We start from the raw sequence: 19,964 nt of genomic DNA, 5'->3' as shown, positions 1-19,964 counted from the left end.
CCGCGGCGGCCGGGAGGCCGGTCCTCCGGCATCCGCCGGAGGACCGGCTCACCAGGCCAGCGGCAGGGTGTTGACGAACCGGGTGAGCGCGCCGGCGAGGAGCTGGTCGTCGCGGCGGGAGGGGTGCCAGTCGCAGCCGAGCTTGTCCAGCCCCAGCGCGTTGTCGTCGTAGTAGAGCGAGCGGATCCGGGTGTCGCCCCGGCTGACGCGGGTCTGGACGATCTGCTGGACGGAGCTGGCGAGCGCGGTGGTGGGGGACAGGTCGGGGTAGGTGAGCACGATGAACGTGTCGGCCCCGTACCGGCTGCGGAGCTTGTCGATGAAGGCCAGGTAGGCGGTCCGGTAGTCGGCGGCGAGCTGGTCGACGGTGGACCACCGCTCACCGGGGTTGAGGGCGGTGGAGAAGTCGTTGATGCCCAGCCCGACCACGACCAGTTGCGGCTTCCAGGTGCTCGGCTTCTGCCACGTCGTGCTGTTCCACAGGGCCTGGAGATCCGTCTCGTAGTAGGTGCGGAAGTTGTCCGTGCCGCCACCGTTGTAGTTGCGCACCATGCCGAGGCCGGACCAGGCGGTGAGCTGGTAGTCGGCGTTCAGGCTCTGCGCGGTGAGCGCGCCGAAGGTGACGTCGGCGTTGGAGTTGCGGGTGACCCCGCCGTTGCTGTTGCAGTCCCGGGTGGTCGACATGTTGCCGTACCCGGCGGTCCATGAGTCGCCGATGAACTCGATCTGCCGGCTGCGGGGGGCGGGCCTGGCCAGGATCGCGCCGCCGGAGGCGGCGACCAGACCACCGAACTCGCCGGCGGCCCACGGGCTCTCGGTGCGCTTGGCCAGTCGTACGGTGTGCTCGGCGTTGGTGAGGTTCCGCACCCAGTAGGTGGTCCGACCCGGGGTGACCAGGGTGGCGACGGTCGCCCCGTCGATCTGCACGACGTAGTCGTTCTGCGAGTCGTTGAGGACGATCCCGACCCCGGTGCCGCGGAACCGGCCCTCGAAGTAGATGCCGGGCCAGGTGTACTGGGCGCTGGTCCCGACCGCCTTGACCCGCCCGACCGTCGACGTCTGGTCCAGCGCCCCGGATGCCGGCGGCGCGGTGGTCGGCGGCACCGTCGTGGGCGGCGCGGTGGTGGGTGGCGTCGTGGTCGGTGGCGTCGTGGTGGGCGGCGTGGTCGTCGGCGGCGCGGTGGTGGGCGGCGCGGTCGGGCTGGTGGTACGCCCGGTGCACGGCACCCCGTTGAGGGCGAAGTCGACCGGCACCGGGTTCGACGAGTTGTTCCACGAGGCGCCGAAGCCGAACTGGGTGCTCGCCCCGGAGCCGAGGTTGCCGTTCCAGCCGGCGTTGGTGACCGTGACCCGACCGGTGGCCTGGGTCACCGTGCCGTTCCACAGCTGGTCGATCACCTGCCCTGCGGCAAAGGACCAGGTCAGCTGCCAACTGGTGAGCGGATCGCCGAGGTTGGTGAGGTCGACGCTCGCGCCGAATCCGCCTGGCCACTGATTCGTCACCGCGTAGGTGACCCGACAGCCGGCGGCGGCCTGGGCGGGCGCGGTGCCGGCGAGCGCGGCGGTGGCGGCGACGGTGGCGGTGGCGAACAGCGACACCGCCAACCGGAACCGGGAACGGGTGAGTCGCATCGGTGGTCCTTCCACGAGGATGGCGGCGACAGTTGTCGGCCGTGGTGCTGGGACGGCTGCACCGGATCTCCCGTTCGGGGGCGGTGGCCGCGCGGATGTCGAGGGGATGCGCCGGGTGGTGACGTGCCGCCAACGGCCCTGATCCGCCGTCGGCCGGCTCACGTCGGTGGTGTCGTGCGGTGTCGCTCGCCCTGCAGCCAGCCCGGCTCCGCGGAGATTATCCCGCCCGGCTTTCACGTCCGTCAATCGATCTGGCTGCTGTCCTGGGCGTCGGCCCGGCGGCGTCCGGGCCCGTGCCCAGGTCGGCAATTTACTGAGATCCATCTATATTGACGCCGGGCGTCAGCAGCGGCAGGATCGCGGCACCACCCCCGTGATCTGCCCTGGAGGCGTCATGCCCCGTCCCCGCCTGCCGCTGCTGCGGTCCGCCACCCGGACGGTCGCGCTCGCCGCGGCCACCGCCGGTGTGCTGCTCGCCGCCGTGCCCGCCAGCGCCGCCGCCCCCACCGGTCGCTACGTCGCGCTCGGCGACTCGTACACGTCCGGTCCGCTGATCCCCACCCAGGTCGACCTGAACTGCCTGCGCTCCAACCGCAACTACCCGTCCCTGGTCGCCGCGTCCGCCGGCTCCTCGTCGTTCGCCGACGTGAGCTGCTCCGGAGCCACCACGGACGACATCCGTTACGGCGGCAGCGGCTCGTGGGGCGGCGCGCTGCCACCGCAGCTCAACGCGGTCACCCCGAACACGGACCTGGTGACGGTGCAGATCGGCGGCAACGACATCGGCTTCTCCAGCATCATCAGCGACTGCGCGCAGGCGAGCTTCAGCAGCCCGCTCGGCTCGCCGTGCAAGAACCGGTACACCGCCGGTGGCACCGACCAGTTGCAGGCCCGGATCACCGCCACCGCGCCGAAGGTGACCGCCGTGCTCCAGGCCGTCCGCCAGGCCGCGCCCGGCGCGCGGGTCGTGGTGCTCGGTTACCCGGCGATCGTGCCGGACTCCGGATACGGCTGCTGGCCGCTGGTCCCGATCGCCTACCAGGACGTGCCCTACCTGCGGGGTGTGGCCAAGTCGCTCAACGCGATGCTGGCCGGCGTCGCCGCCGCGAACGACGCCAGCTACGCCGACGTCTACACCCCGTCGATCGGGCGCGACACCTGCAAGAGCAGCGGCACCCGGTGGGTGGAGGGGCTGGTGCCGGAGAGCGCCGCGGCGCCCTTCCACCCCAACGCCCGGGGCGAGCAGGGCATGGCCACCGCCCTGCTGGCCACGTTGAACAGCTGAGCGGGCCGTGCGCGACGACTGACCAGGTGCCCTGCCGGATCGGGTCGGTGCCACCGATCGTCCTGCGGGGAGGAGGTTCCCCCTGTCATGAGCCGGCCCGGTACCGGGCCGGCTCATGACAGGGGTCCGCACGTCTGCGGGCGAGGGCCGGTTTCCCGGTCAGGCCACGCCGCACTCCTGGCCGTTGAGGGTGAACCCGGTCGGCTTGGCGTTGCCGCCGGACCAACTGGAGATGAAGCCGAAGTTGGCGCTGCCGCCGGGGCTGATGGTGCCGTTCCAGCCCACGTTCGTGGCGGTGACCTGCGCGCCGCTCTGGGTGTAGGTGGCGCCCCACGCCTGGTTGAGCTGCTGGCCGTTGGCGAACGACCACCGTAGGTTCCAGCCGTCGACCGCCGTGGTGCCGGTGTTGCGGACGATCACCTCGGCCTGGAACCCGTCCGGCCACTGGCTGCTGATCGCGTACGTGACCTGGCAGGACGCGGTCGACGGCGGCGGCGTGGTCGGAGCCGGGGTGGTCGGGGCCGGCGTGGTGGGCGTGGGGGTGGGCGTCGGGGGAGTGGTGGTCGGGGTCGGGGTGCTGGTCGCGCCGCTGACCCGATAGACGACGGTGCCGTGGCCCGGCACGCTGGCCGAGATGGTCCCGGAGGTGGTGCTGGTCGTGTTGCTCCACGCGTCGCGCAGGGTGAACGAGCCGCCCGACAGCCCGATCGCGGCCGGGGTGGTGCTGATCGTGGTGGTGGCCGTCCCCTGGTTGAACAGGGCGACCGCGACGTCCCCGTTGGCCAGCCGCTTGGCCAGCACCCGGCGGGTGCCGTCGAAGGAGACCTGGCTGGCCTGGAGCGCGAGCGGGTCCTGGCTGATGCCGAGGAGGTTGGCGTTCTTCAGGATCGTCTGGGTCGCCGCGTTCATGTTGCGCAGGTCGTTGCCGGCGATCATCGGTGAGGCCAGGACGGCCCAGAGCGCGAAGTGGCTGCGCATCTCGGTGTCGGTCATGCCACCGCGGCCGACCTCCATCATGTCCATGTCGTTGAACGCGCCGGGCTTGGCCCGCGCGGCGAGCGGCACGGTGACGTCGACGATGTTCTGGATGCCCATCGGGTAGCCGTTGGTCTGGCCGCTGTTCCAGGTGTTGGTGATGTCCTCGGTGGTGCGCCACATGTTCGACACGTCGCCCCAGTTGCGCTGTGGCCCGGTCTTGGCGTGGATGCTGTTCGAGTTGATGCTCAGCACGATGGGTCGACCGGCTGCGGCCAGCCCGTCGCGCATCTTGGCGAAGGCACGCACCTGGTCGTCGATGCTGCCGCTGGGCGAGCACCAGTCGTACTTCAGGTAGTCGACGCCCCAGGCGGCGAACTGGCGGGCGTCCTGGGCCTCGCGTCCCTGGGATCCGGTGGCCCCGGGGTAGCTGTTGAAGTACTGGGCGCAGGTCTTGTCCAGCGGGGCCTGGTAGATGCCGAACTTCAGCCCCCGGGCGTGGATGTAGTCGCCGAGCGCCTTCATGCCGGAGGGAAACCGGGTCGGGTCACCCTGGAGGTTGCCGGCCGAGTCCCGGTTCGGGTTCATCCAGCAGTCGTCGACCACGACGTACTGGTAGCCGGCGTCCTTCATGCCGGAGCTGACCATCGCGTCGGTCATCTGCCGGATCAGAGCCTCGTTGATGTTGCAGCCGAAGGTGTTCCAGCTGTTCCACCCCAGCGGCGGGGTGCGGGCCACCCCGTTGTCCAGGGCCAGCGCCGGGGAGGTCCGCAGCACCACCGCCGGGCCCGCCACCAGCAGCAGCCCGGCCGCCAGAGCGGTCAGCAGGCGACGCCCGCGGGTAGATGGTCTTCTCATGTTCTTCCGTCCGTTTCACAGAGGTGGGATCGTGCGCGCCGGCCGGGGGCAGGACGCGCGCCGCCACCTCGACCGGCCCGGGGGCGGGGCGAGGCGGCGACGCGCGTCCCACGCCGGTCAGGTCGTGGTGCAGGTGAGGTTCGTCGGTGCGTTGTTGGTGCCGTTCACCGTGCCGATGAAGCCGAACGTGGTGGAGGCGCCGGCGGCCAGCGCCCCGTTGTAGTCGACGTTCTTCACGGTCACGTTCGCGCCGCTCTGGCTGTGCGACCCGCCCCAGATCTGGCTGATGGTCTGTCCGTTGGCGAACGTCCAGGACACCGTCCAGCCGCGGATCGCGGTCGCGCCGGCGGTCACGGTGACCTCGGCCTGGAAGCCACCCGACCAGGAACCCGTCACCGCGTAGGTCGCCCGTGCGCCCGAGGGCGCGGGCGAACTGGTGGTCGGGACCGGCGTCGTCGGCGGCGGGGTGGTGGTCGGCGGGGGCGTCGTCGGCGGCGGGGTGGTCGGCGTCGGGGTCGCCGTGGGGGTGGGCGTCGGGGTCAGGGTCGGCGTCACGCCCGGCCGGGCCGCCCGGTAGGTGTGACCGGCGCGGACGGTGAACTGGACGACGTCGGTCTCTGGACGGGTGGTGGCCGGGGCGCTGTCGTCGGCGACGTCGACGAGGGTGAAGCTGCCGGTGAACAGCCGGGAGCGCAGCCGCAGCGTGCCGTCCCGGTCGGCGCGGATGCCGATCTGGTCGGGCTGACCGCTGCTCCACGCCACGCCGACGGTGTATCCGCCGCGCCCCCGCAGGCCGGCGACCTGGCCGGTGGGCCAGGCGCTCGGCAGCGCGGGCAACACGTTCAGCTCGCCGGTGTGGCTGTGCAGCAGCATCTCGGCGATGCCGGAGGTGGCGCCGAAGTTGCCGTCGATCTGGAACGGCGGGTGCAGGTCGAACATGTTCGGTGCGAGCCGGTCGGTGCGGACCAGGTCGCGGATGAGCTTGTGGGCGCGGGTGCCGTCCTCCAACCGGGCCCAGAAATTGATCTTCCAGGCGAGGGACCAGCCGGTCCCGTCGTCGCCCCGCAGCTCCAGCGTCTTACGGGCGGCCTCGTACAGCGCCGGGGTGCCCCGCTTGGTGATCTGGTTGCTGGGGTGCAGGCCGTACAGGTGGGAGACGTGCCGGTGGGTCCGTTCGGTCTCCACCCAGTCGGCCAGCCACTCCTGCACGTTGCCCCGGGAGCCGACCCGGCTCGGGGGCAGCCGGTCCTTGGCCGTGCGGACCTGCGACCGGAAGGTGGTGTCGACGCCGAGGGTCTCGCTGGCGCGGGCCGCGGCGTCGAACAGGTCCCGCAGGATCTGGTTGTCCATCGTCGGGCCCGCGCAGACGCTGGCGTTCGAGTGGTGCGGCAGCTCCGGCGAGTTCGACGGGTTCGTCACCAGGTAGCCGAGCGTCGGGTGGGCGACCAGGGTGTCGAGGAAGAACTGGGCGGCGCCCTTGAGCGCCGGGTAGTTGGCCTGGAGGAAGCCCAGGTCACCGGTGAACAGGTAGTGGTCCCAGATGAGGGTGCCCAGCCAGGCGCCACCGGTCTGCCACATGCCCCACAGCGCCCCGTCGACGACCGAGGCGCCCCGCCACGCGTCCGTGTTGTGGTGGGTGACCCAGCCACCGGCGCCGTACTGCGCCTGGGCGACCCGGGCACCGGTCACCGTCAGGTCCTTGACCATGTCGAAGACCGGTAGGAAACACTCGGCGAGGTTGGTGGTGTCGGCCGGCCAGTAGTTCATCGGCAGGTTCGCGTTGATGGTGTACTTCGAGTCCCACGACGGCGTCAGCGAGTCGTTCCAGATGCCCTGGAGGTTCGCCGGCTGGGTGCCCGGCCGCGAGGAGGAGATCAGCAGGTACCGCCCGAACTGGAACAGCAACGCGGAGAACTGCGGATCGTTGCCGCTCGCGTGCTGCGCGATCCGTACGTCGGTGGTCTGGTCGGCCGCGGCGGTACGCCCCAGGTTGATGCTCACCCGGTTGAACAGCGCCTGGTAGTCGGCGAGATGGCGGCTGCGTAGCTGTTCGATGGCGACGCTCTTGGCGGCGTTGAGCCGGGTGCGGGCGATGCCCTGGTAGTCGCCGTTGACGGTGCGGTAGTTGACGTAGCTGGAACCGATCGAGATCAGGATGGTCACGCTGGTGGCACCGGACACCCGCAGGGTGCCGCCGGAGCTGCTGACCGTGCCCCCGGTCGCCGCGGCGTGGGCCAGGGCCAGGAACCGCACCGAGCCGGTGACCCCCTCCTGGCTGCCGGAGATGCCGTCGAGCCCGATGGTGGCGGCGTCCGGGCTCGACACGGTGGTGCGTTGCGGGCTGTCGAAGGTGGCGGAGAACGTGATCGCGTTGGCCCGGTCAGCGGTCAACCGCACCACGATCACCTGGTCGGGCGCGCTGGCGAACACCTCCCGCTGGTGCCGTACGCCGCCCAGCAGGTAGGTCGTGGTGACCGTGGCGGTGGTCAGGTCGAGGGTCCGGACGTACTGGCTCGCCCCGCTGGCCGAGCCGAAGGCCAGCCGGAGGTTGCCCACGGTCTGGTAGGCGAGCTGACCACCCGGGTTGCCCATCATGGTCTGGTTGATCAGGTCCTGCGCCGAGGTCCACTGGTCGGCGAAGACCCGCCGCCGGATCTCGGCCAGGTTGGCCGCGCCCCGGGTGTTGGCGGAGTCGTACGGCCCGCCCGCCCAGACGGTGTCCTCGTTGAGCTGGAGCCGCTCGGTGTCGACGTTGCCGAACACCATTGCGCCGAGTCGTCCGTTGCCGATCGGCAACGCGCGGAGCCAGTCGGTGCCGGCCCCCTCGTCGTACCACAGGGCCAGGTCGTTCGCGGCCAGCACCTGGGGTGGCGCGGCCGAGCCGGCGCGGGCGGTGGCGGTCCAGGCGACCGGCAGCAGCGCGGCGCCGGTCCCCGCCGCCCCGGCCTTGAGGACGTTCCTTCGGGTGACTTCAGACATGATCACTCCCAGCGGTGCGGATCAGGGACGGGTGCGGGTGGGGGCGGGCGTCGTCGCCGAACCAGGTGCGGAACCGCCGCGCCCCGGGCCGTCGGGGCGGCGTGCCGGTGTCGGCCTGGCGTCTTGCCATGGCGTGACTCCTGTCGGTGGTGCGCGGTGGCGGGCCGGCAACAGCGCAGGGTGGGGTGTGTGTCGCCGTGGACCCGATCGGGGACACGGCCGATCGCCACCCGTCCCGAGCCGGTGTGGCGATCAGTCAGCAACGGAAACGCTGCTGTGAGCGTTAACAGGCGCGGCCCCTCGCACCCTGACGTCGGCATCCACGAATGCCACGACGGCGCGTCGAGCTCCCGACGGCGCACCATCTCGCCTTATATGGACTCTCGTGGATTCACGGGGCCCCGTCAAGATATGACCGTCATGTTGCGCGAATGTTCCTTGCCGGGTTTCGGCGGCCCGGGCGGTGTGCCGTACGCGGCCCCGCCGGGCCCGGCGGGTGCCCGGGTGGGTTGCCGGCCGGTGGGACGGCCACCCGTGCGCGGGCGTACTGCCAGATCAGGGCTTCTTCGCCGAGGTGGCGGGTGAACTGCCCCCGGTGCGGGGTGGGTCGGCACGCGGGGGGACCTTGAACCCGGGGCGGGCCTTCCGTAGCATTCAGGTTGCGAAATGTTATCGCAAACATTTCTGGACCGTGGCGGTGTCCCTGCCCCGCAGACGCCGTCTGCCGTGGCCGACGACCCAGGGAGGTGGCACCCGGTGTCCGCCGGACCGTCCTACCGCAATCCGGTCGTCCCCGGTTTCCATCCCGACCCGAGCGTCTGTCGGGTGGGCGAGGACTACTACCTGGTCTGCTCCAGCTTCGAGTACTTCCCGGGCGTACCCCTGCTGCACAGCCGCGACCTGGTCAACTGGCGGCAGATAGGCAACGTCCTCGACCGGCCGGGCCAGTGCGAACTGCCCCCGGACGCCGAGGCGTCCCGGGGCATCTTCGCGCCGACCCTGCGCCACCACGACGGGCGGTTCTGGTTGATCACCACCAACGTCAGCCTGGGCCGGCACCTCATCGTCACCGCACCGGAACCCACCGGCCCGTGGTCCGATCCGGTCTATGTCGACCTGCCGCACGTCGACCCCTCGCTGGCCTGGGACGACGACGGCAACTGCTGGCTGACCACCTCCGGCGTGGACGCCTACCGGATCGACCCCGACCGGGGGGAGGTGCTGGAGGGGCCGATCGCGCTGTGGTCGGGCACCGGCGGCCAGTACCCCGAGGCGCCGCACCTCTACCGGATCGACGGCTGGTGGTACCTGCTGCTCTCCGAGGGCGGCACGCACACCGGCCACGCGGTGTCCGTCGCCCGCTCGCGTAGCCCGCGCGGCCCGTTCACCCCCGCGCCCGCCAACCCGATCCTCACCCACCGCAGCAGTGACCGCCCGGTGCAGGCCACCGGGCACGCCGACCTGGTCCAGGCCGTCGACGGCAGTTGGTGGCTGGTCCTGCTGGGCATCCGGGCAAAGGGCCACTGGCCGCCCTATCACGTCCTCGGCCGCGAGACCTTCCTCGCGCCGGTGCGCTGGGTCGACGGTTGGCCGGTCGTCGACCCGGTCGAGGAGCTCACCGCCGCGCCCGCCGGCAGCGCCCCGGCCGACGCGGCCCCGGCCGACCCGGGCACCTACCGTGACGACTTCGACGCGACCGCGCTGGCACCCGGGTGGATCTCGCCACGCCGCCGACCCGCCGGGTCCTGGTCGCTGACCGCCCGGCCGGGCTGGCTCACCCTGTACGCCGCGGGCGCGACCCTCGACCTGGCCGGCGCGACGATCGTGGCGTTGCGGCAGCGGCACCACGACTGCCGGACCAGCGTCCGGATGGACCCGGACGGTGGCACCGCCGGGCTCACCATCCGGATCGACGAGGCGCACCACTACGATCTGGAGGTGCGGGCCGGCACGGTCCGGGTCATCGGCCGGGTCGGGCCGTTCCGGCAGGTCTTCGCCACCCACGCCGTACCGCCGGGGCCGCTCGTGCTGACGATCGCCACCCGCACCGACGACGTCTTCCCGCCGACCGTGACCTCCGCCGCCGAGCTGGCGGCCGAGACCGCGCCCCGGGGGGTACGCGCCGTCGGCTGCGACATGATCACGTTCGAGGTGACGGGCCCGGTCGGCCCGGTCGTGCTGGCCGAGTTGGACGGGCGCTACCTGTCCACCGAGGTGGCCGGCGGCTTCACCGGCCGGGTGATCGGCATGTACGTCACCCAGGGCAGCGCCGCGTTCGACTGGTGCGCATACCGGCCGGGGGCGCGTGCGCCGGACCCTGCGGAGGTCGGGCCCGTCGGCGCTCCCGGGGTCCGGATGGAGCACGCACCGTAGACTTCCCTTCGTGATCGAGGAAGGTCGACGCCGTGGCTCCCGCAAGCCCCGGCGGGGTGACCTGCCCATCGCCGCCATCGCCGAACTCGCCGGGGTGTCCCCACCGACGGTGTCCAAGGTGCTCAACGGCCGCCGGGGGGTGGGCGAGCAGACCCGCCAGCGGGTGGAGGCGCTGCTGCGCGACCACGGCTACCGCCGTCGACCGGCCGGCAGCGTGACGCCCTGCATCGAGGTGGTCTTCCATCAGATGCTCTCCTCGATCGCCATGCCGATCCTGCGCGGCGTGCAGGAGGTCACCGGCCCACGGGACCACACGGTCGGCTTCACCGACGTGCAGCACAGTCTGCGGGCGGGGCGGCCCTGGGTGGAGTCGCTGCTGCTGCGCCAGCCGGCCGCCGTGATCACGGTGTTCTCGCTGGTCACCGCCGAGGATGGAGCAAGATTCGCCGCCGTCGGCATTCCGCTGGTCGCGGTCGATCCGATCGGCAACCTGTTTCCCGTCCCCGCCGTCGGGTCGAGCAACTGGAGCGGGGCGCTGTCGGCCACCCGGCACCTTCTCGATCTCGGCCACCGGCGGATCGGGGTGCTCACCGGCCCGGTCCGGGACCTGTCGGCGCGGGCCCGCCGGGACGGCTTCCGCGCCGCGCTGGACTACGCGGGTGTCCCGTTCGACGAGCGCCTCGAACGCAGCGGTGTCTTCACCTTCGAGGAGGGCCGACGCCTCGGTGCCGAGCTGCTCGTCCGGCCGGAGCCGCCCACCGCCGTGGTCTGCGGCAACGACCTGCAGGCGTTGGGCGTCTACGCGGCGGCCCGGGAGGCCGACCTGCGGATTCCCGACGACCTCAGCGTCGTCGGCTTCGACGACGTGGACGAGGCGGCCTGGCTGACGCCAGCGCTGACCACGGTGCGGCAGCCATTCGGGGAGATCGGCGCCACCGCCGCGCGGCTGGCGCTGTCCCTGGCCGACGGCCACCCGCTCGCCCAGGACCGGTACGAACTCGGCACCTCGCTCGTGGTGCGGGGCAGCACCGCGCCGCCACGTTCCCGCTGACCCCGCCCGGCCCGATCACCCGGCGGTGGGGAGATCGTGTGCCGCCACACCGGGGATAAACTTGATTTGTTCCAGAACAGCGGACTAGGGTCGTACCATGACGGCCGACCTCGAGGCACGGTTGCGGGCGGCCTCGCTGCGCGTGACCCGGCCCCGACTGGCCGTGCTCGCCGCGCTGCGGGACCACCCGCACGTCGACACCGACACGGTGATCGCGTTGGTGCGGGCCGACCTGCCCACGGTCTCCCACCAGGCGGTCTACGACGTGCTGCGGGCGCTCACCGAGGCCGGTCTGGTGCGCCGCATCCAGCCGAGCCGGTCGCCCGCCCGCTACGAGTCGCGGGTGGGGGACAACCACCACCACGTCGTCTGCCGCTCCTGCGGTGCGATCGCCGACGTCGACTGTGCCGTCGGCCATGTTCCCTGTCTCACCGCCTCCGACGATCACGGTTTCGTGGTCGACGAGGCGGAGGTCGTCTACTGGGGCACCTGCCCCGACTGCGCGACCGACCGCACCTCCCAGTGATCCACCAGCTCGGAAGGAAGTTCATGAGCGACACCCAGGACAACGCCCCCGCCAGCGCGCAGGGCGTGGACCAGAAGGCGGCGGCCGGCTGCCCGGTCGCGCACGACTCGGTGACCGCGCACGGCAGCGAGAGCGAGAACCCGGCGATCGACTCGCCGACGCCGAAGACCGGTGGGCGTCCGCGTACCAACCGGGACTGGTGGCCCAACCAGCTCGACCTCTCGGTCCTGCACGCCCACTCGGCCAAGGGCAACCCGCTGGGGGCGGACTTCAGCTACGCCCGGGAGCTCGCCAAGCTCGACGTCGAGGCGCTCAAGCGGGACATCACCACGGCCCTCACCACCTCGCAGGACTGGTGGCCGGCCGACTTCGGCCACTACGGCGGCCTGATGATCCGGATGAGCTGGCACGCCGCCGGCACGTACCGGATCGAGGACGGCCGCGGTGGCGCCGGTGACGGCGGGCAGCGGTTCGCGCCGCTGAACAGCTGGCCGGACAACGCCAACCTGGACAAGGCCCGCCGGCTGCTCTGGCCGGTCAAGCAGAAGTACGGCCAGCAGGTCTCCTGGGCCGACCTGCTCGTGCTCGCCGGCAACGTGGCCCTGGAGTCGATGGGCTTCAAGACGTTCGGCTTCGGCTTCGGCCGGCAGGACGTGTGGGAGCCGGAGGAGATCTTCTGGGGCCCGGAGGACACCTGGCTCGGCGACGAGCGTTACGCCTCCGAGAGCGAGATGACGGCCGGTGTCGGGGCGACCGAGATGGGCCTCATCTACGTCAACCCGGAGGGCCCCCGGGGCAGCGGGGACCCGCTCGCGGCAGCGCACTTCATCCGGGAGACCTTCCGCCGGATGGCGATGAACGACGAGGAGACCGTCGCGCTCATCGCCGGCGGCCACACCTTCGGCAAGACCCACGGCGCCGGCATCGCCGACGACCACGTCGGCCCCGAGCCCGAGGGTGCCCCGCTGGAGGCGCAGGGCCTGGGCTGGCTGAGCACCCACGGCAGCGGCAAGGGCGGTGACACGATCACCAGCGGTCTGGAGGTGACCTGGACCGACCGGCCGACGCAGTGGAGCAACCGCTTCTTCGAGATCCTCTTCGGCTACGAGTGGGAGCTGACCACCAGCCCCGGCGGGGCGAAGCAGTGGGTCGCCAAGGACGCCGAGGCGATCATCCCGGACGCCCACGACCCGGCGAAGAAGCACAAGCCGACGATGCTCACCACCGACCTGTCGCTGCGCGTCGACCCGGCGTACGAGAAGATCTCCCGGCGCTTCCTGGAGCACCCGGACGAGTTCGCGCTGGCGTTCGCCAAGGCCTGGTACAAGCTGCTGCACCGCGACATGGGCCCGGTCAGCCGGTTCTTCGGCCCGTGGGTCGCCGAGCCCCAGCTGTGGCAGGACCCGGTGCCCGCCGTCGACCACGAGCTGGTGTCCGACGCCGACGTCGCCGCCCTCAAGGCGAAGGTCCTGGAGTCCGGCCTGACGACCGCACAGCTGGTCGCCACCGCGTGGGCCTCGGCCGCGAGCTTCCGGCACACCGACAAGCGCGGTGGCGCCAACGGCGCGCGGATCCGCCTCGAACCCCAGCGCAGCTGGGAGGTCAACCAGCCCGAGCAGCTCGCGACGGTGCTGGACACCCTGGCGGGGATCCAGCGGGAGTTCAACGCGGCCGGTGCGGCCACCATCTCCCTCGCGGACCTGATCGTGCTGGCCGGCTCGGCCGCCGTCGAGCGGGCCGCCCGCGAGGCCGGCGTCGAGGTGACCGTGCCGTTCCACCCGGGCCGCACCGACGCCTCGCAGGAGGAGACGGACGTCGAGTCCTTCGCCGTGCTGGAGCCGCGGGCCGACGGGTTCCGCAACTACCTGCGTCCGGGCGAGAAGACCCAGCCGGAGGTGCTGCTCGTCGACCGGGCCTACATGCTCAATCTGACCGCGCCGGAGATGACCGTCCTGGTCGGCGGCCTGCGTGCCCTCGGCAACAACGTGGGTGGCGCGTCGCACGGCGTGCTCACCGACCGGCCCGGCGTGCTCAGCAACGACTTCTTCGCCAATCTGCTCTCCCCGGGCACCCGGTGGAAGGCGTCGGAGTCCGACGAGCACGTCTACGAGATCCGGGACCTGGCCACCGACGAGGTGAAGTGGACCGCCACCGCGGTCGACCTCGTCTTCGGGTCCAACTCCCAGCTGCGGGCCCTCGCCGAGGTCTACGCCAGCCAGGACGCGGGCGCCAAGTTCGTGGCCGACTTCGTGGCGGCCTGGACCAAGGTCATGGAGCTGGACCGCTTCGATCTCTCCTGACCCGAGGTTGCTGCGCGGGCCCCGGCCGATCGACGATCGGCCGGGGCCCGTCCGTGTCGGGGCTTCCGGAGTCGGTCAGCCGGCGGTGTTTCATATTGGGCAAAAGCCCCAAATTTCCGATGGTGTCGTTCGTGCATCTTCTGGCAGCCCTGCTCGGTCCGTTGCTGCTCGTGGGTGGGGTGGCGCCGCCCGGTGCGGCGCCGGTCGCCCGCGTGCGGGCGTTGGCGTTGGTGGTCGGGCTCGACATCACCGTGCCCCTGCGGTGAGCCTCGGTGGGGACCTCGCGGGGAGCGCCCTCAGTGGGTCGTGGAGCAAAAAGTGCGCGGCACGTAATATTGCGTTCCGCGCACTTTTCTGTATGCTGGGTTCGTGAGCGGACTACGCGAGCGTAAGAAGACCGAGACCAGGGCGGCGCTGAGCTGGGCGGCCATCCGGTTGACCGTGACACGGGGCTTCGACAACGTCCTGGTGGAGGACATCGCCCAGGCGGTGGGCGTGTCCCCGCGTACGTTCAACAACTACTTCTCCAGCAAGGCCGAGGCGATCGCCTTCCGGCACCTCGACCGCAGTCGGCGGGTGGCCGAGGCGCTGCGCCAGCGGCCTGCCGACGAACCGCTCTGGGCGGCACTGATCGAGGCGACGCTGACCCGGTTCACCCCCGGTCCGGAGGTCGCGCAGTCACCGCCGGGCTCGCACACCGAGTGGGTCGACGGGCTCGCGGTGATGCTGGCCGAGCCGGCGCTGCAGGGGGAGATGCTGCGCGCGAGCGCGATCGCCGAGGCCGACCTGGCCGCAGCCGTCGCCGAACGCACCGGCACCGACCCTGAGCGCGATCTGTATCCCCATCTGGTGGCGGCCAGCGTGACCGCCGCCGTGAACGCGGCGATCCGGCACTTCCTCCGCGCCGATCCGCCCGTGGCGATGGAGCGGTTACTCCCCGACGCCCTGGCCCAACTCGCCGCCGGCCTGCCGGTCCCCACACCGCGCTGACCGCCCACCCCGCCCTGCGGCCCACCCCGAACCGCCGCGCGGACCGCTCACCCTGCACTGCTGCGGCCCACCCCGGACCGCTGCGCGGACCGCGCTGACCGCGCACTCCTGAAACATCCCCGGCAACGGCGCTGACCGCCCGCTCCGCACCGTCCGCGCGCGACTCGCCGCGTCCGCCGGCACCTCGTCGGGGTGTCCTGCCCTGTCCACGGCCCGCCACCTCGGCGGGCGGGTCGACCACGCCCTCAAAGGATCTTGCCATGATCGATGTCATAATCGTCGGCGCCGGCCCGAACGGCCTCATGCTCGCCGTCGAGCTGGCCCTGGCCGGCATCCGCCCGGTCGTGTGCGAGCGGCTGTCGGCACCCACCACCGAGCAGCGCGCCAACGGGTTGGTCGGTCAGGTGGTCCGGATGCTCGACCGGCGCGGCCTCTACCACCGCCTCGTCGACGATCCGGCCCCACCGCAACCCGCGCCCGGATTCGTCTTCGGGGCGTTGCCGCTGGACCTGCGGGCGGTGCCGGACAACCCGCTGCACCTGCTCCAGGTCCCGCAGGCACACCTGGAGCGGGTGCTCGCCGAGCGGGCCGCCGAGTTGGGCGTGCAGGTCCGCCGGGGGCACGAGGTGACCGGGCTGACCCAGGGGGTCGACGACGTACGGGTGGCATGCTCCGACGGCACCACCCTGCGCTGCCGCTATCTGGTCGGCGCGGACGGCGGGCACAGCGTCGTACGCCGGCTGGTCGGGATCGGCTTCCCCGGCGTGTCCACGGATCGCGCGGTCTCCCGTACCGCCCACGTCGGCCTGCCGGCGGAGCTGGTCGACGTGTCGACCGGGGGCCTCGCGATCCCCGGGTACGGCACCGTCCCGCCGTTCCGGCACACCCGTACCGAGCGGGGGCTGATCGTGTGGGCACCCTTCACCGGGCGTCCGCCGGGCCTCAGCACGATCGAGTGGCCCGACTCGGCGCAGTTCGACGGGCCACTGACCCTCGCCGAGCTGCGGGCCAGTGTCGCCCGGGTGCTCGGGGTCGACGTACCGATCGAGCCGCCGGCCGGGGCCGGGCCGCACCTGCTACGCCGCCTGGTGGGGGGCAACACCCGACTCGCCGAGCGGTACCGCGCCGGACGGGTGCTGCTGCTCGGCGACGCCGCCCACGTGCACTCCGCGATCGGGGGGCCCGGACTCAACCTCGGCCTCCAGGACGCGGTGAACCTGGGCTGGAAGCTGGCCGGACAGCTGCACGGCTGGGCCCCGGACGGGCTGCTGGACTCGTACGAGGCGGAACGCCACCCGGTGGCCCGGCGGGTGACCATGTCGACCCAGGCCCAGTCGGCGCTGATCGCCCCGGGCAGCGAGGTCACCGCGCTGCGCGTGCTCGTCGGTGAGCTGCTCGACCGGCCGGAGAACGCCGCCCACGTCGCCGCCCTGCTGGCCGGCGCGGACATCCACTACGAGATGGGAGAGCCCGGCGGGCCGCTGGTCGGGCGTTGGGCACCCGACCTGGTGCTGCACACCGACGCCGGCCCGGTACGGCTGGCGGAGCTGACCCGGCCCGCCCGTGCCCTGCTGCTCGACCCCACCGGCGCCCTCGCCCCGGTGGCCGCACCGTGGCGGGACCGGGTCGACGTCGTCACCGGGCGGACCGAGATCGGCACCGGACCGGCCGACCAGCCTCCCGGGCGGACCGACGGCGGCACGTCGACCGCTCTGCTGCTGCGCCCGGACTGCTATGTGGCCTGGCAGTCCACGGCGGACGGCGGGGACGGGGACCGGTTGCGGGCCGCGCTGACCCGCTGGTTCGGCCAGCCGCGTACCGACCGGTCCTGACGGTCGACGGCCGGCCCGGCGGAGAGGCCGGGCCGGCCGGTACGTGCTGCGGTGTCAGTCCCGTTGGATGACCATCCCGGCGCCGACGGTGCGGTTGGTAGCCTCGTCGATGATGACGAAACCGCCGGTGGTGCGGTTGCGCTGATAGTCGTCCACCAGCAACGGCACGGTGGTCCGCAACCGGATCCGCCCGATCTCGTTGAGCGCGAGTGCGGTGCTGCTCTCGTCCCGGTGCAGGGTGTTGACGTCGAGCCGGTAGTGCAGTTCGCGGACGATGGCGCGGGCGGAGCGGGTGGTGTGCTTGACGACGTACCTGCCGCCGACCTCCAGTGGGCGGGTCTCGTCCATCCAGCAGACCATCGCCTCGATGTCCTGGGAGACGGCGGGGGCGTTGTGCGGCCGGCAGATCATGTCGCCCCGGGAGACGTCGATCTCGTCCGCCAGTCGGACGGTGACCGACATCGGCGGGAACGCCTCGTCGAGCGGGCCGTCGGCGGTGTCGATCGAGGCGATCCGGCTGGTGAAGCCGGACGGGAGCACCATCACCTCGTCGCCGGGTTTGAGCACACCGGAGGCGACCTGACCGGCGTAGCCCCGGTAGTCGGTGACGGTGGTCGACTGCGGGCGGATCACGTACTGCACCGGGAACCGCACGTCGACCAGGTTCCGGTCCGAGGCGATGTGCACGTGCTCCAGGTGGTGCAGCAGCGACGGGCCCTCGTACCACGGCATGTTCTCGGAGCGGGTGGCGATGTTGTCACCCTGGAGCGCCGACACCGGCACCACCGCCAGGTCGGGTACGTCGAGCTTGGCCGCGAAGGCGGTGAACTCGTCGGCGATCTGCTCGAAGACCTCCTGGGAGTAGTCGACGAGGTCCATCTTGTTGACGCACAACACCAGGTGCGGCACCCGCAGCAGCGAGCACAGGAACGCGTGCCGCCGCGACTGCTCCACCAGCCCCTTCCGGGCGTCCACCAGCACCAGGGTCAGGTCGGCGGTGGACGCGCCGGTGACCATGTTGCGGGTGTACTGGGTGTGCCCCGGGGTGTCGGCGATGATGAACTTCCGCCTCGGGGTGGCGAAGTAGCGGTACGCCACGTCGATGGTGATGCCCTGCTCCCGCTCGGCCCGCAGACCGTCGGTGAGCAACGCCAGGTTGGTGTACTCGTCACCCCGGGCCGCGCTGACCGCCTCCACCGCCGCCAACTGGTCGGTGAACAGGGATTTGGTGTCATAGAGCAGCCGACCGATCAGGGTCGACTTGCCGTCGTCCACGCTCCCGGCGGTGGCGAACCGCAACAGGTCCATCGGTCGGGCCTCGGTCGGGGAACCGGCCGGTGCCAGCATGTCGGTGCTCATCAGAAGTAGCCCTCCCGCTTACGGTCCTCCATGGCGGCCTCGCTGACCCGGTCGTCGCCCCGGGTGGCGCCTCGCTCGGTGATCCGGGTGGCCGCGACCTCCTCGATGACCTTCTCCACCGTGTCCGCGTCCGAGCGCACCGCCGCCGTGCAGGAGGCGTCGCCGACGGTGCGGTACCGCACCCGCGCGGTGAACGGCTGCTCACCCGCCCGGGGCTGGAAGAACTCGTTCACGGCGTAGAACATGCCGTCGCGTTCGACCACCTCACGGTCGTGGGCATAGTAGATCGACGGCAGCGGGACCTGCTCCCGGGCGATGTAGTGCCAGATGTCCAGCTCGGTCCAGTTGGACAGCGGGAACACCCGGATCGACTCGCCCGGGTGGTGCCGGCCGTTGTACAACGACCACAGCTCCGGCCGCTGGTTCTTCGGATCCCACTGCCCGAACTCGTCCCGGAACGAGAACACCCGCTCCTTGGCCCGCGCCTTCTCCTCGTCCCGCCGCGCCCCACCGAACAACGCGTCGAACCGGTGCTTCTCCACCGCGTCCAACAACACCGGCGTCTGGATCCGGTTACGCATCCCGTCGCCGGACTCCCGCACCAGGCCCCGGGTGAGCGCCTCCGGCACGCTCGCCACGATCAGGTGCAGGTTCAGCTCGGTCACCCGGCGGTCCCGGTAGTCGAGCACCTCGGGGAAGTTGTGCCCGGTGTCCACGTGCATCACCGGGAACGGCACGCCGGCCGGGGCGAACGCCTTCTGCGCCAACCGGAGCATCACGATGGAGTCCTTGCCACCGGAGAAGAGCAGCACCGGCCGCTCCATCTCGGCGACCACCTCACGCATCACGAAGATGCTCTCCGCCTCCAGCTCGTCGAGCTGGGAGACCTGGTACGCAGCCGATCCGCTGCTCATCTCGGGTCCTTTCCGGGGTGGGGGGCGGGGGAGCCGGACGGGACCGCCGTACCGGCCAGCTGCCGTCGCAGCGCGGCCAGCAGTGGCGCGGCCAACTCGTCGCGACAGACCAGCAGGTCGGGCAGCCGGGGGTCCGCCTCGTTGTAGGTCAGCGGGGAGCCGTCGATGCGGGACGCGTGCAACCCGGCGGCCGTGGCCACCGCGACCGGCGCGGCGGAGTCCCACTCGTACTGGCCGCCCGCGTGGATGTAGGCGTCCACGTCACCGGTCACCACCGCCGCGATCTTCGCCCCCGCCGAACCCATCGGCACCAGCTCGGCACCCACCTCGTCGGCTAGGTCCGCCAGGAAGGCGGGGGGACGGCTGCGGCTGGCCGCCAACCGGAGCGCCGTGCCGGGTGGGGTCGGCGTGGCCGGCGGTGCGACCGGGACGTCGGTGGCCAGCACCCGCTGCTGCGCCGGCAACCCGACCGCCCCGGCGATCAGCCCGTGCGGGGTGGCCGCGTCGCGGGCCCAGAGCGCCACGTGCACCGCCCAGTCGGTGCGCCCCTGCTCGGAGAACTCCCGGGTGCCGTCGAGCGGGTCGATGATCCACACCCGGTCGGCGGTCCGCCGCGACACCCCGTCGCCGCCGTCGACCAGCCGGGAGCCCTCGTCCTCCTCGGACAGCACCGCGTCGGCCGGCCGCCACCGGGCCAGCTCGGCCCGCAGGAAGTCGTGCGACGCCCGGTCACCGGCGGCCTTCAACGCGGCGGGATCGGCGTGGCCGTGCGTGGCGCGTACCCGCAGCAGCAGCTCACCGGCGAGGACGGCGAGCCGGCGGGCGAGCGCCGCGTCGGATTCGGCGATGGTGGGGTCAACCATGGCAACTCCTCGACCTGTCGGGTACGG

The 19,964-nt window shown here is 71.9% G+C and carries 15 protein-coding genes; 8 read left to right on the top strand and 7 right to left on the bottom strand.

The annotated features are described in order from the left end of the window. Positions 1-48: 48 nt before the first annotated feature. Positions 49-1,632: a cellulose binding domain-containing protein gene (locus tag ACQP1S_RS19165; protein WP_432897249.1), complete on the bottom strand. Its 1,584-nt coding sequence runs from the start codon at positions 1,630-1,632 to the stop codon at positions 49-51. Positions 1,633-2,026: 394 nt separating this feature from the next. On the opposite strand from ACQP1S_RS19165, the gene ACQP1S_RS19160 reads away from it, so the two are divergent. Continuing rightward, on the top strand, positions 2,027-2,917 hold the full coding sequence (locus ACQP1S_RS19160) for an SGNH/GDSL hydrolase family protein (RefSeq protein WP_432897246.1): 891 nt from the start codon (positions 2,027-2,029) through the stop codon (positions 2,915-2,917). Between the two features lie 159 nt (positions 2,918-3,076). Here the strand turns inward: ACQP1S_RS19160 and ACQP1S_RS19155 are convergent, their stop codons facing one another. The 3 genes from ACQP1S_RS19155 to ACQP1S_RS19145 all read right to left on the bottom strand — a co-directional run bounded on the left by ACQP1S_RS19155 (position 3,077) and on the right by ACQP1S_RS19145 (position 7,859). Continuing rightward, entirely contained in the window at positions 3,077-4,750 is a 1,674-nt protein-coding gene (locus ACQP1S_RS19155; protein WP_432897243.1) for a cellulose binding domain-containing protein, read from the bottom strand. Between the two features lie 117 nt (positions 4,751-4,867). Further along, a complete protein-coding gene (locus tag ACQP1S_RS19150; RefSeq protein ID WP_432897239.1) occupies positions 4,868-7,729 on the bottom strand; it encodes a glycosyl hydrolase family 95 catalytic domain-containing protein in 2,862 nt (953 codons plus the stop codon). Further along, on the bottom strand, positions 7,722-7,859 hold the full coding sequence (locus tag ACQP1S_RS19145; RefSeq protein WP_432897237.1) for a hypothetical protein: 138 nt from the start codon (positions 7,857-7,859) through the stop codon (positions 7,722-7,724). The genes ACQP1S_RS19150 and ACQP1S_RS19145 overlap by 8 nt, the downstream gene beginning before the upstream one ends. Positions 7,860-8,485: 626 nt before the next feature. Here ACQP1S_RS19145 and ACQP1S_RS19140 point away from each other — a divergent pair. The 7 genes from ACQP1S_RS19140 (at position 8,486) to ACQP1S_RS19110 (ending at position 16,801) form a co-directional block, all read left to right on the top strand. Beyond that, complete coding sequence (locus tag ACQP1S_RS19140; protein ID WP_432897234.1) at positions 8,486-10,102, top strand: glycoside hydrolase family 43 protein; 1,617 nt, start codon at positions 8,486-8,488, stop codon at positions 10,100-10,102. A gap of 10 nt (positions 10,103-10,112) precedes the next feature. Beyond that, entirely contained in the window at positions 10,113-11,153 is a 1,041-nt protein-coding gene (locus ACQP1S_RS19135) for a LacI family DNA-binding transcriptional regulator (protein ID WP_432897232.1), read from the top strand. Positions 11,154-11,250: 97 nt separating this feature from the next. Further along, positions 11,251-11,679, top strand: a complete 429-nt coding sequence (locus ACQP1S_RS19130; RefSeq protein WP_091243559.1) for a Fur family transcriptional regulator — start codon at positions 11,251-11,253, stop codon at positions 11,677-11,679. Between the two features lie 23 nt (positions 11,680-11,702). After that, complete coding sequence (gene katG, locus ACQP1S_RS19125; RefSeq protein ID WP_432897228.1) at positions 11,703-13,979, top strand: catalase/peroxidase HPI; 2,277 nt, start codon at positions 11,703-11,705, stop codon at positions 13,977-13,979. A gap of 131 nt (positions 13,980-14,110) precedes the next feature. Further along, positions 14,111-14,245 carry a hypothetical protein gene (locus tag ACQP1S_RS19120; protein WP_432897225.1) on the top strand — a complete coding sequence of 45 codons (135 nt, stop codon included), beginning with the start codon at positions 14,111-14,113 and terminating at the stop codon, positions 14,243-14,245. A 103-nt stretch (positions 14,246-14,348) separates the two neighbouring features. After that, positions 14,349-14,969, top strand: coding sequence for a TetR family transcriptional regulator (locus ACQP1S_RS19115; RefSeq protein WP_432897222.1), 621 nt, complete (start codon positions 14,349-14,351; stop codon positions 14,967-14,969). A 260-nt stretch (positions 14,970-15,229) separates the two neighbouring features. After that, positions 15,230-16,801 (top strand): FAD-dependent monooxygenase, encoded by a 1,572-nt coding sequence (locus ACQP1S_RS19110; RefSeq protein ID WP_432897219.1) that lies wholly within the window; start codon positions 15,230-15,232, stop codon positions 16,799-16,801. Positions 16,802-16,855: 54 nt separating this feature from the next. Here ACQP1S_RS19110 and ACQP1S_RS19105 read toward each other — a convergent pair whose 3' ends face one another. Genes ACQP1S_RS19105 through ACQP1S_RS19095 form a run of 3 tightly spaced genes read right to left on the bottom strand, consistent with a single transcriptional unit; the run spans position 16,856 to position 19,937 of the window. Further along, positions 16,856-18,160, bottom strand: coding sequence for a sulfate adenylyltransferase subunit 1 (locus ACQP1S_RS19105; protein WP_432897216.1), 1,305 nt, complete (start codon positions 18,158-18,160; stop codon positions 16,856-16,858). Further along, complete coding sequence (gene cysD / locus ACQP1S_RS19100; RefSeq protein ID WP_432897213.1) at positions 18,160-19,074, bottom strand: sulfate adenylyltransferase subunit CysD; 915 nt, start codon at positions 19,072-19,074, stop codon at positions 18,160-18,162. The genes ACQP1S_RS19105 and cysD overlap by 1 nt, the downstream gene beginning before the upstream one ends. Further along, positions 19,071-19,937, bottom strand: coding sequence for a 3'(2'),5'-bisphosphate nucleotidase CysQ (locus tag ACQP1S_RS19095; protein WP_432897210.1), 867 nt, complete (start codon positions 19,935-19,937; stop codon positions 19,071-19,073). The genes cysD and ACQP1S_RS19095 overlap by 4 nt, the downstream gene beginning before the upstream one ends. Positions 19,938-19,964 lie beyond the last annotated feature (27 nt).

Origin of the sequence: Micromonospora matsumotoense (assembly GCF_050951065.1) — a bacterium.
Taxonomy (GTDB): Bacteria; Actinomycetota; Actinomycetes; order Mycobacteriales; family Micromonosporaceae; genus Micromonospora; species Micromonospora matsumotoensis.
The sequence above is the reverse complement of the archived record's forward strand: the minus strand, read 5'-3'. Positions and strand labels throughout refer to the sequence as shown.

Excerpts from the sequence above, each read along its gene's own strand:
- ACQP1S_RS19165 (WP_432897249.1), bottom strand. The coding sequence starts at position 1,632 with ATGCGACTCACCCGTTCCCGGTTCCGGTTGGCGGTGTCGCTGTTCGCC.
- ACQP1S_RS19160 (WP_432897246.1), top strand. The coding sequence starts at position 2,027 with ATGCCCCGTCCCCGCCTGCCGCTGCTGCGGTCCGCCACCCGGACGGTC.
- ACQP1S_RS19155 (WP_432897243.1), bottom strand. The coding sequence starts at position 4,750 with ATGAGAAGACCATCTACCCGCGGGCGTCGCCTGCTGACCGCTCTGGCG.
- ACQP1S_RS19150 (WP_432897239.1), bottom strand. The coding sequence starts at position 7,729 with ATGTCTGAAGTCACCCGAAGGAACGTCCTCAAGGCCGGGGCGGCGGGG.
- ACQP1S_RS19145 (WP_432897237.1), bottom strand. The coding sequence starts at position 7,859 with ATGGCAAGACGCCAGGCCGACACCGGCACGCCGCCCCGACGGCCCGGG.
- ACQP1S_RS19130 (WP_091243559.1), top strand. The coding sequence starts at position 11,251 with ATGACGGCCGACCTCGAGGCACGGTTGCGGGCGGCCTCGCTGCGCGTG.
- katG (WP_432897228.1), top strand. The coding sequence starts at position 11,703 with ATGAGCGACACCCAGGACAACGCCCCCGCCAGCGCGCAGGGCGTGGAC.
- ACQP1S_RS19110 (WP_432897219.1), top strand. The coding sequence starts at position 15,230 with ATGATCGATGTCATAATCGTCGGCGCCGGCCCGAACGGCCTCATGCTC.
- ACQP1S_RS19105 (WP_432897216.1), bottom strand. The coding sequence starts at position 18,160 with ATGAGCACCGACATGCTGGCACCGGCCGGTTCCCCGACCGAGGCCCGA.
- cysD (WP_432897213.1), bottom strand. The coding sequence starts at position 19,074 with ATGAGCAGCGGATCGGCTGCGTACCAGGTCTCCCAGCTCGACGAGCTG.
- ACQP1S_RS19095 (WP_432897210.1), bottom strand. The coding sequence starts at position 19,937 with ATGGTTGACCCCACCATCGCCGAATCCGACGCGGCGCTCGCCCGCCGG.